This is a genomic window from Gordonia sp. NPDC003585, from assembly GCF_040610755.1.
Classification (GTDB): Bacteria; Actinomycetota; Actinomycetes; order Mycobacteriales; family Mycobacteriaceae; genus Gordonia.
This window is the reverse complement of the sequence record NZ_JBEXMX010000013.1, coordinates 67,524-77,234: the sequence shown is the minus strand read 5'-3', so window position 1 is coordinate 77,234 and position 9,711 is coordinate 67,524. Positions and strand designations below refer to the sequence as shown.

The window sequence follows — 9,711 nt, the reverse complement described above, 5'->3', positions numbered from 1 at the left end:
CGACGGTGGGCCGGTTCGCGGTCAGAGTGCCGGTCTTGTCGAGGGCGACGGTGCGGACCCGGCCGAGGGCTTCGAGGGCGGCACCTCCTTTGACCAGGACGCCGATCTTGCTGGCGGCGCCGATCGCCGCGACCACGGTCACCGGCACAGAGATCGCCAGCGCACACGGCGACGCGGCGACGAGCACGACCAGGGCCCGTTCGATCCACGTGGCCGGGTCACCGAGCAGGGCGCCGAGGATCGCAATGGCGGCAGCGAAGATCATGATCGCCGGTACCAGGGGCTTGGCGATCCGGTCGGCGAGGCGCTGCGCGTCGCCCTTGCGGGACTGTTCGGCCTCGACGATCTGCACGATCTTGGCCAGCGAATTGTTCTCCGCCGTGCTGGTGACCTGCACGCTCAGGGCGCCGGTGCCGTTGATCGACCCGGCGTAGACCTGCGTGCCGGGTCCGGCTTCGACAGGCACGGATTCACCGGTGATCGCCGAAACATCCAGTGCGGTGCGGCCTTCGGTAATGGTGCCGTCGGTGGCGATCCGCTCGCCGGGTTTGACCAACATCAGGTCCCCGACAGCCAATTCCGACGGGGAGACGGTGACCGGGGTGCCGTCGCGGAGCACGGTCGCGGAGTCCGGGACCAGATTCAGCAGCGCCCGCAGCCCGCGGCGGGTGCGCGAGACCGCGTACTCCTCAAGGCCTTCGCTGATGGAGAACAGCACAGCGAGCATCGCGGCTTCACCGACCTCGCCGAGGATCACCGCGCCGACCGCAGCAATCGTCATCAGGGTGCCGACGCCAATTTTGCCCTTCGCCAACCGACGCAGGGTCGAGGGGACGAATGTCCACGCCCCGATCAGCAGCGCCACCCACTCCAGGGCGAGCGCGACCGGTTCGGAGCCGCCGGACCAGCTGACGATGTACGCGGCGAGCAGGAACACCGCGGCCGCGGCGGCAGCCTGCAGCTCCCGCACCTGCCACCAGTGCTCCGGGGCCTGCTCGTCCTCACTGGCCGGTTCGTCGTGCCCGCATCCGCATGCGTCGCTCATCGCCGCACCCCCGCCTTCGTGTCGCCCGTTGTGCAGCAGGAGGTGGTGGCGTCGGTGCCGTAGTTCGGGCACAACACAACCGCGTTTCCGGTCGCTGCCAGGAGGGTTTCGGCGGCGGCGAGCACGTCCATCAACTCCGGACGGGCCAGGCTGTAGAACACCTGCCGCCCCTGCGGGCGGCCTTCGACGAGCCCACAGTCCCGTAAGCACGCCACGTGCGCCGACACCGTCGACTGCGCCAACCCCAGCTCCGCCATCAGATCCGCCACCCGGGCCTCGCCACCGTGCGCGAGGCGGGTTGCGATCGCCAGACGGGTCCCATCGGAGAGGCTGTGGAACAACGCCACCGCGGGATCGAGGTCCGCCCCAGTCGCCACCAAACACTCATTCATCGTCATATGACGATGATAGCGGCATTGTGTGCTGTAATCGAATCATCACGAAGAAGTGGCAGCAGGCGCGGCCGGGCGAGATGGTGGGAGCTGTTGGTATGCCGTCGATGTCGACGATCGAGTCTCTGTTCTGCCGCAGCGCACCGTGGCAGGCGGCCACCGGCAGGTGGGTACTCCCGTGGGCGCTGCAAGGCATCCATCCCCGAGGCCGGGTCCTTGAAATCGGTGGCGGCGCCGGCGCGATGACCGAACAGATCCTCACCACCAACCCCGACGAACTCGTCGATGTGACCGTCACCGACTTCGACCCGGTCATGGTCGCCGCCGCCAGCGATCGGCTGCAGGGTTTCGGGGCCCGCGCCCACGCCCAGGTCGCCGACGCCACAGCCCTGCCGTTCGAGGACGGAAGCTTCGACACCGTCGTCTCGTTCATCATGTTGCACCACGTCATCGACTGGGAACGCGCACTCGCCGAGGCCGCCCGAGTGCTCGCGCCCGGCGGAATGCTGGTCGGCTACGACCTGCTCGGCAGCGCACCGGCGCGGCTGCTGCACAACCTCGAAGGGGCACCGCACCGGTTCATCCCCCGCGGCGAACTCCGCCTGCACCTGACGTCCCTGCCTCTGACCGACATCACGGTCCGCGAGAACCCTGCGCTCGCCCGGTTCCGTGCCCGCCGCGCCGGTGACCGATGACCACGCCACCACTGCACGGGCATCACCATGGCCCTCCCTCGGACGAGCTCGCCGAGCTCGAGCAGCGTGACGTCGCGGTGGCGTTCGTCGACCTCGCCGGATACAGCGTGTTCACCGAGTTCTGCGGCGACCAGGAAGCCGCAGAACTGGCCATACGGTTGGCCTCTCAGACCTGGCAGGCAGGCTCTACGACCGGGCACGCGGCTGGTCAAGGCCATCGGCGATGCGGTGATGCTCACCGCCGACGCCCCCCAAGTGATCCTCGCCACGATCACCGCCCCCGCGGCCGCGGCCGCCGGTCAAGACGGATTCATCGCCCTACGCGCCGGGATCGATCCACTACGGCAGCGCAGTCGTCCGCGACGGAGACCTGTTCGGGCACGCGGTGAACGTCGCCGCCCGCATCACCGCCCTCGCCGGCGCCGGCCACGCCGTGATCACCGATCCGATCTGCCCGCCACCAGCCGAGCTGGATTGCTCGCCATGCTCGCTGACCTGCTGAAAGACACCGGAGTTGGCCTGCCAAAAGGACACCCGGATAAGGCTCGCTCAGTTCGTGCCGTCGCCGTTCAACAGCAACCCGTCGTAGCGCTGAGAACGTTGCGTAGTGCTTCCAACGAGTCCGGTTGCGCTCGGTAGTAGACGTTCATGCCGCGGCGCTCGGGGGTGACCATGCCGGCTTTGCGGAGCTGCCCCAGGTGGTGACTGGTGGTGGCTTCGGTGAGGCCGACCGCGGTCGCGAGGTCGCAGGTGCAGGTCCCGTCACCGGTGTCGGTAAGCAGGATTGAGACGAGCTTGATCCGAACGGGATCGGCAAGCGCCTTGAGCCGCAACGCGATCTGCAGCGCGGTGTCGTCATCGAGCGGTGCCGCCGATACCGGTGCGCAGCAGATCGGGGCGCTGATGTCGACCATCGGCAAGGGCTTCGGCATGACCAGATCGTACGCCCCTACTTGACATATGTCGAAAAGGTGGGCACGCTGCAGAGTGACCGCAGTTCGATATATGTCTCACAGGTGAAGGTGATGGTCATGTCCCGTATGCAGCTGGCGCTCAATGTCGATGATCTCGATACCGCAATCGAGTTCTACTCCAAGCTGTTCAACACCAGCCCGGCCAAACGCAAGCCGGGATACGCCAACTTCGCGGTGGTCGAGCCGCCGCTGAAGCTGGTGCTGCTGGAGAATCCCGGCCAGGGCGGCACGATCAACCATCTCGGCGTCGAGGTCGAGTCGAGCGAGAAGGTGCACGCCGAGATCGCCCGGTTGTCCGGGGAGGGCCTGTTCACCCAGGAGGAGATCAACTCCACCTGCTGTTTCGCGACGCAGGACAAGGTGTGGGTGACCGGACCGGCGAAGGAGAAGTGGGAGGTCTACACCGTGCTCGCTGACTCCGAGACGTTCGGGACCAGCCCGAAACTGCTGGAACAGAACGCCACCGAGGACGCCGAGCAGGGCTCGGTGTGCTGCGGCGGCAGCGCCGCAGACCAGGCCGAGGCGCGCACAGCCTGCTGCTGACAGCCTCGGTTCGCGTTCTCGCCTACCGCGCGATGCGGTCGGCGAGAACGCGAATCCGGGCGGTGATGTCGTCGCGGATCAACCGCATCCGTTCGATGCCGTCGATGCCCCGTTCGGAGGGTTCGTCGGTGTTCCACACTTCGAGGGCGACGCCGTCGGGTGGGGTGACCTCGGCGGTGCCGACCACCACGACGAGATCTGCAGTTTGCATCAGTTCGTCGGTGAGTTGCCGCGGCTGGTGTCCGGCGACGTCGGCGCCGACTTCGGCGAGCGCCTGGGCGGACAGGTCGTTGACCTGTCCGCCGATCTTCGCACTCGTTCCGGCCGAGGATGGGGTGATCCGGTCGGTGACCGTGGGTGTGAGGTGTTCGGCCATCACGGATTTGCCGCGGTTGGACACGCACACGAACAACACCTTCGGTGGTGTGCTCACTGGCCGACCTGCTGGTTAGCGGGGAGCAGTTCGTCGAGGAGGTCCGCGACCAGTGCGCGGATCTGATCGCGGATCGGGCGGACCGCGTCGATGCCTTGGCCGGCGGGGTCGTCGAGGGCCCAGTCGCGGTAGCTGACGCCGGGGAATACTGGGCATGTATCGCCACAGCCCATGGTGATCACCACATCGGAGGATTCGACGGTGTCGGGGGTGAGGACCTTGGGTGACTGTGCCGAGATGTCGATACCGACTTCGGCCATCGCCTCGACCGCGGCGGGATTGATTGAGTCGGCGGGCGCAGATCCGGCGGAGCGGACCTCGACACTGCCCTGGCTCAGAGCGGTGAGGAACCCCGCGGCCATCTGTGAGCGGCCGGCATTGTGGACGCACACGAACAGCACGCTAGGTCGAGAGGAAGGCATGAGAAACAGTCCCTTTCAGCTGTGGAGAATGCTCGGAAAGTCACACATGGTTGGCCGTGAGTTCGGCAAGGAGCTCACGAACCCGGGCGTCAAGGTCATCGCGGATCGCGCGAACCTCGCTAAGTGGACGGCCTTCGGGATCGGAGACCGTCCAATCGAGATACCGCTTGCCGGGATAGATCGGGCACGCGTCGCCGCAGCCCATGGCTACGACCACGTCGGCGGCGGCGACTACATCGTCGGTGAGTGGTTTGGGGTACTGCGTGCCCAAGTCGACGCCGATCTCGGTCATTGCTTCGACGACGGTCGGGTTGATCGAGTGCGCGGGGGCTGACCCGGCGGAGCGCACGTGTACCCGACCTGTGGCGTGGTGGGTCATCAATCCGGCGGCCATCTGCGAGCGGCCGGCGTTCTGCACGCAGATGAACAGGACTTCGGGCACATCCTTGGGCGCCGATCCATCGGCCTGGGCCAGGGCGCGTAATCGATCGGCAGCGAACCGGCCCGCCAAGGTCGTCAGATGCGCATGCACCCGGGAGGTGCGCCGTAACGCGGTGTAGGACTCGAAAACACAGCGTTCCACCGTCTGCCGAGACACCACCCCCTCGTACTTGGCGGCCAAGTCAGCTGCGGTACGGGCGAGCACGGTATGCGGCATCAACAGTTCGGGTTGGGCGCGGTGTTCGCCGCGACTTAGCTGTTCGTCCAACACATTCTCAGACATCGCGAACAGGCTCCTTCGATACATCTGGGCTGGAGGCGGTCGTCGGACTGGTGAAGCGTTTCCGCAGTGCCAGGGACACATAGACCAGCGCGACGAGGACGGGCACCTCGATGAGTGGGCCGATGACTCCGGCGAGAGCCTGACCGGAGGTCGCACCATAGGTCGCGATCGCAACGGCGATGGCGAGTTCGAAGTTGTTGCCGGCGGCGGTGAACGCCAGCGTGGTGGTCCGTGCGTAACCCAGCCCCATCGCGGCGCCGAGGACGAATCCGCCACCCCACATCACCGCGAAGTAGATCAGCAGCGGCAGCGCGATCCGCACGACGTCCCACGGGTGAGAGGTGATCTGCTCCCCCTGCAGGGCGAACAGGATGACGATGGTGAACAGCAGGCCGTAGAGGGCCCACGGCCCCAATCGGGGGAGGAACGAGGATTCGTACCATTCGCGGCCTCTGGCCCGTTCGCCGATGCGGCGGGTGAGATAGCCGGCGACCAACGGGATTCCGAGGAAGATCAGCACCGACTTCGCGATCTGCCACGGCGAGGTGTCGATGGTCGTCTGTTCCAGGCCGAGCCATCCGGGTAGCACCGAGAGGTAGAACCAGCCCAGCACGGCGAACATGATCACCTGGAACACCGAGTTCAGTGCGACGAGGACGGCAGCCGCCTCGCGGTCGCCGCACGCCAGGTCGTTCCAGATGATGACCATCGCGATACAGCGCGCCAGACCGACGATGATCAGTCCGGTCCGGTACTCCGGTAGGTCGGGGAGCAGGAGCCAGGCCAGCGCGAACATCAACGCGGGTCCGAGGATCCAGTTCAACGCCAGCGACCCGAGCAGCAGGCGACGGTCGCCGGTGACCGAGTCGAGTCGGTCGTAGCGCACCTTGGCCAGCACCGGATACATCATGATCAGCAGTCCGAGAGCGATCGGCAGCGAGATGCCGTCGATCTCCACGGCCGCCAGGGCGTCACCCAGGCCGGGAACGGTGCGGCCCAGCAGCAGGCCCGCGACCATCGCTGCGCCGATCCACACCGGCAGGAATCGGTCCAGCGTCGACAGCTTGCCCGCGACCGCGGTGTCGGAGGCGGTCACTGGTCCACCTCACACGAGCGTGTTTCCCCCACGACCGTGGCGAGATCGTCCAGCAGGTCCGACAGTTGCTGCAGCGCTTCAGCGTTCACCCGGTAGTACACCCACGTCGCGCGGCGTTCGCTCGTCACCAGACCCGCCTGACGCAGCACCTTGAGATGATGCGAGATCGTCGGCTGCGACAGCTCGAACGGCCCGGAGATGTCGCACACGCACGCCTCACCTCCCGGATGCGCGGCGACCTCCGACAGCAACCGCAGCCGAACCGGATCCGCGAGCGCCTTCAGCAGCGGGGTAACCGCTCCGGTCTCGTCACCACTCAGGCCGCGGCCTGGCAAGAGAAGCAAGTTCTTATTCGACACCCGTCAATATTGACATACATCGATTCAACGGGACAAGGCCCTCCGATACCCGGGAGCGCACTTGCGTTCCCGCATTGAGATCCGCTGCCGACGACCCGCGGACACCGTCGATTGTCCTCGTGTCGGCCGATCACGGCGATGCGCTCATGCTCGAATTCAGCAGGTACGCCAGGGATTACCATGTCACCTGCACGCGCAGTGCAATCGAGGCGATAGCGCTGCTCGGCCGACTCGCGAGCGAGGGACATCCGGTGGCGCTGATCGTGGTGTCGTCCGAACTGCCCGACATGAACCTCCTGGAGGCGCTGTCGGCGTTCCGGAGCATCGTGCCGACGGCGCGGCGGGTGGTCGTGATCGCGTGGCAGAACTTCGCCGAGCACACCACCACGTTGCGGCCGGCGCTGCAGAAGGGCAAGTTCGACACGTTCCTGCTACTGCCCCGTGGCGCCCGGGATGAGGAATTCCATTACGCCATAACCGAAATGCTCTCCGACTGGGGCGCAACGGTGGCGGCACCCGAAGTCGACGCGATCCGCATCATCACGCCCACGACGACGCTGCTGTCGCTGGCGATCCGCGACTTCCTCGATCGCATGGGCATGCCCAACCGCACCTACCCGCCGGACAGTCCAGAGGGCCGACAGGCCGAGGAACTCGCGTCCAGCGTCGGCGTCTACCCGCTGGTGCATTCCCTGCGCGCCGACGACGGGCGATCGGTCATCGCGGCCGAGACGGTGCGCGACGTGGCCGTGCTCATCTACGGACGGCCGTCAGATGTCGACGTGGGCACCGTGGTCGACCTCGCCGTCGTCGGTTCCGGACCCGCCGGACTCGCAGCAGCGGTTTACGCTGCCTCGGAAGGACTTTCGACGGTCGTCATCGAATCCGAGGCCATCGGGGGGCAGGCCGGGACGAGTTCGATGATCCGGAACTACCTCGGCTTCCCGCGCGGAATCTCCGGCATGCGACTCGCGCAGCGGGCCCGGACGCAGGCCGTGCGGTTCGGGGCCCAGTTCTATACGGGATGGGACGTGCAGTCGATCCTGCCCGGAACCGACGGCACACCGCATCGCGTGTGCACCGAGGGCGGCGACGTCGTCGCGCGAGCCGTGTTGATCAGCACGGGCGTCACCTATCGCCGTCTGGGTATCGATCCACTCGAGCACCTTGTCGGGCGCGGTGTGCACTACGGGGCAGCGATGTCGGCGGCCCGCGAGATGGACGGTCGTGACGTGTTCGTGATCGGGGGCGGCAATTCCGCCGGACAGGCGGCGATCCATCTGGCGCGGCACGCGCGGTCGGTGACCATCGTGATCCGTCGAGAAGATCTCCGCGCCACCATGTCCCAGTACCTCATCGGCGAGATCACGTTCAACCCCCGGATATCGGTGCGCGGCAATTGCGACGTCATCGACGGTGGCGGCGACGGACGACTCGAGTGGTTGCAGCTCTGCGACCGACCCACCGGAAACACCGAACAGGTCACCGCCGGTGGACTTTTCGTGCTGATCGGCGCCGAACCCACCTGCGACTGGCTGCCACCGGAGGTCGACCGCGACGACGACGGCTTCGTCCTCACCGGACGGGACGTACCGCGCGAGCGCTGGGCCGACGGTCTGCCGCCGCCGAACCTCGCCACCAGCACCCCCGGCGTGTTCGCGGCCGGCGACATTCGGTCCGGCTCCATGAAACGGGTCGCGGCCGCCAGCGGCGAAGGCGCCAGCGTGGTGCCGCTCGTGCATGCCTGGCTCGATCACCTACGCCGACAACAACTCTAGGATCAGCCCGCTGCCTGAGGTGCGACGAGCGCACAGCCGCCAACCGCTGCGTGAGGTGCGACAAGCGCACAGCCGCCTACCGCTGCCTGAGGTGCGACAAGCGCACAGCCGCCTACCGCTGCCTGAGGTGCGACAAGCGCTAGCGAGGAGCCTCGAAGGCCTGGTGACCGTCGCCACCTGGCCGCGAATCGAGTTCCCGCAGGAACTCGTCGATCCGCGGCCAGGTGTGTGCGACAGCGTCGGACCCGGCGATCAAGCCGAGGTGACTCGACTCGACCGTCGTGAACTCGACGTGCTGCGCACCGTCGAACAGCTCGACGCCGTGATGCGCGGCCTCCCAACTGACGATCGCGTCGCGGTGACTGCCGAAGAGGGCGATGGGCTGGGTGATCGACGAGAGTTCCAGCACCCGGTCGCCGAAATGCAATGTACCGCCGGCAAGTTCGGCACGATAGACGAAGTTCTCCCACATCTCCTCGGACACCTTGCCCGGATATCCGGGCATCGTGGCCTGAAACCGATCGATGGCCTGCATTCTCGCGAGCGCGTCGGGATTGTCGGCGTTGCTCATGATGTAGCCCGGCTTCTTCAGTTCGCGCTGCCATGCGGTTGCGCGATACACCGTGCGCACCACTGGCGCCGGGATACCACCGAGCGCGCGCAAGACCACCGTGATCGCCTTGCCATTCGTCGGCCGCGTGAGTGCTCTGCCCAGCCGGTACATGGCAACCGGCGCGTAGTCGAGCGGCGTGCCGACGGCCGTCATCGACCTCACCGGGAGCCCCGGGTCTGCGGCCAGGGTGAGGAACCCCAGGGTGCCGCCGATGCTCCACGCCACCAGGTCGACCATCTCGGCACCGCTGTCGCCGATCACTCGTCGAATCGCTTCCGGAACGATGTCGGCGAAGAAACCGGCGAACCCGAGATCGCGGTCCGTGCGATCCATGTCCCCGAAGTCGACGAGGTAGACGGTCCGCCCGGTCGAAGTCAGGAACTCGATGAACGAGAGGCCGGGGGCGAGGTCGTAGCAACTCGACGACACCGCGAGCGGCGGGATCAGGAGCACCGGCGGAGCATCGATCCGCGTGCCCGTCGGGTCGTAGCGCTTGAGCAGCCGGTGACGACCGTCGGCGACCACCACGTGCGGCGTCGCGAATGGTTCGCCGACCTGTTCACCCCGAAACACGCGATACAGCGTCCCAACCCCGTCAAACCTGCCCATCCGCGCCCATCCCTCCTCGTCGACCGTC

12 protein-coding genes are annotated in these 9,711 nt (G+C 66.8%); 3 read left to right on the top strand and 9 right to left on the bottom strand.

From position 1 onward, the window contains the following. Both ABZW74_RS05475 and ABZW74_RS05470 read right to left on the bottom strand, forming a co-directional pair. Positions 1 to 1,045, bottom strand: a 1,045-nt coding sequence (locus ABZW74_RS05475) for an HAD-IC family P-type ATPase (protein WP_355274687.1), incomplete at its 3' end; no start/stop codon positions are given. Continuing rightward, a complete protein-coding gene (locus ABZW74_RS05470) occupies positions 1,042 to 1,443 on the bottom strand; it encodes a metalloregulator ArsR/SmtB family transcription factor (protein WP_328715112.1) in 402 nt (133 codons plus the stop codon). The genes ABZW74_RS05470 and ABZW74_RS05475, both read right to left, overlap by 4 nt. Before the next feature lie 92 nt (positions 1,444 to 1,535). On the opposite strand from ABZW74_RS05470, the gene ABZW74_RS05465 reads away from it, so the two are divergent. Further along, positions 1,536 to 2,132: a class I SAM-dependent methyltransferase gene (locus ABZW74_RS05465; protein ID WP_328715114.1), complete on the top strand. Its 597-nt coding sequence runs from the start codon at positions 1,536 to 1,538 to the stop codon at positions 2,130 to 2,132. 569 nt (positions 2,133 to 2,701) lie between these two features. Here ABZW74_RS05465 and ABZW74_RS05460 read toward each other — a convergent pair. Next, entirely contained in the window at positions 2,702 to 3,064 is a 363-nt protein-coding gene (locus ABZW74_RS05460) for an Rv2640c family ArsR-like transcriptional regulator (RefSeq protein WP_005193682.1), read from the bottom strand. 99 nt (positions 3,065 to 3,163) lie between these two features. Here ABZW74_RS05460 and ABZW74_RS05455 point away from each other — a divergent pair, with 99 nt between their 5' ends. After that, positions 3,164 to 3,649 carry an ArsI/CadI family heavy metal resistance metalloenzyme gene (locus ABZW74_RS05455; RefSeq protein WP_223373311.1) on the top strand — a complete coding sequence of 162 codons (486 nt, stop codon included), beginning with the start codon at positions 3,164 to 3,166 and terminating at the stop codon, positions 3,647 to 3,649. Between the two features lie 22 nt (positions 3,650 to 3,671). Here the strand turns inward: ABZW74_RS05455 and ABZW74_RS05450 are convergent, their stop codons facing one another. Genes ABZW74_RS05450 through ABZW74_RS05430 form a run of 5 tightly spaced genes read right to left on the bottom strand, consistent with a single transcriptional unit; the run spans position 3,672 to position 6,683 of the window. Continuing rightward, complete coding sequence (locus ABZW74_RS05450) at positions 3,672 to 4,082, bottom strand: low molecular weight phosphatase family protein (RefSeq protein WP_012832688.1); 411 nt, start codon at positions 4,080 to 4,082, stop codon at positions 3,672 to 3,674. After that, positions 4,079 to 4,504, bottom strand: a complete 426-nt coding sequence (locus ABZW74_RS05445; protein WP_012832689.1) for an arsenate reductase ArsC — start codon at positions 4,502 to 4,504, stop codon at positions 4,079 to 4,081. Before ABZW74_RS05445 ends, ABZW74_RS05450 begins: the two co-directional genes overlap by 4 nt. Before the next feature lie 40 nt (positions 4,505 to 4,544). Next, a complete protein-coding gene (locus ABZW74_RS05440; protein WP_012832690.1) occupies positions 4,545 to 5,228 on the bottom strand; it encodes an arsenate reductase ArsC in 684 nt (227 codons plus the stop codon). Next, a complete protein-coding gene (gene arsB / locus ABZW74_RS05435) occupies positions 5,221 to 6,324 on the bottom strand; it encodes an ACR3 family arsenite efflux transporter (RefSeq protein WP_279101586.1) in 1,104 nt (367 codons plus the stop codon). Before arsB ends, ABZW74_RS05440 begins: the two co-directional genes overlap by 8 nt. Further along, the gene (locus tag ABZW74_RS05430) at positions 6,321 to 6,683 is read right to left on the bottom strand and encodes a metalloregulator ArsR/SmtB family transcription factor (protein WP_279101584.1); all 363 of its coding nucleotides are present in this window, start codon (positions 6,681 to 6,683) and stop codon (positions 6,321 to 6,323) included. Before ABZW74_RS05430 ends, arsB begins: the two co-directional genes overlap by 4 nt. A gap of 146 nt (positions 6,684 to 6,829) precedes the next feature. Between ABZW74_RS05430 and ABZW74_RS05425 the strand changes: the two genes are divergently transcribed. Beyond that, positions 6,830 to 8,461, top strand: a complete 1,632-nt coding sequence (locus ABZW74_RS05425; RefSeq protein ID WP_355274698.1) for an FAD-dependent oxidoreductase — start codon at positions 6,830 to 6,832, stop codon at positions 8,459 to 8,461. Between the two features lie 139 nt (positions 8,462 to 8,600). Here the strand turns inward: ABZW74_RS05425 and ABZW74_RS05420 are convergent, their stop codons facing one another. Further along, a complete protein-coding gene (locus ABZW74_RS05420; RefSeq protein WP_355274682.1) occupies positions 8,601 to 9,683 on the bottom strand; it encodes an alpha/beta hydrolase in 1,083 nt (360 codons plus the stop codon). Positions 9,684 to 9,711 lie beyond the last annotated feature (28 nt).

Coding starts and splice junctions, on each gene's coding strand:
- ABZW74_RS05455 (WP_223373311.1), top strand. CDS start 3,164: ATGTCCCGTATGCAGCTGGCGCTCAATGTCGATGATCTCGATACCGCA.
- ABZW74_RS05470 (WP_328715112.1), bottom strand. CDS start 1,443: ATGACGATGAATGAGTGTTTGGTGGCGACTGGGGCGGACCTCGATCCC.
- ABZW74_RS05460 (WP_005193682.1), bottom strand. CDS start 3,064: ATGCCGAAGCCCTTGCCGATGGTCGACATCAGCGCCCCGATCTGCTGC.
- ABZW74_RS05420 (WP_355274682.1), bottom strand. CDS start 9,683: ATGGGCAGGTTTGACGGGGTTGGGACGCTGTATCGCGTGTTTCGGGGT.
- ABZW74_RS05425 (WP_355274698.1), top strand. CDS start 6,830: ATGCTCGAATTCAGCAGGTACGCCAGGGATTACCATGTCACCTGCACG.
- ABZW74_RS05465 (WP_328715114.1), top strand. CDS start 1,536: ATGCCGTCGATGTCGACGATCGAGTCTCTGTTCTGCCGCAGCGCACCG.
- ABZW74_RS05440 (WP_012832690.1), bottom strand. CDS start 5,228: ATGTCTGAGAATGTGTTGGACGAACAGCTAAGTCGCGGCGAACACCGC.
- ABZW74_RS05445 (WP_012832689.1), bottom strand. CDS start 4,504: ATGCCTTCCTCTCGACCTAGCGTGCTGTTCGTGTGCGTCCACAATGCC.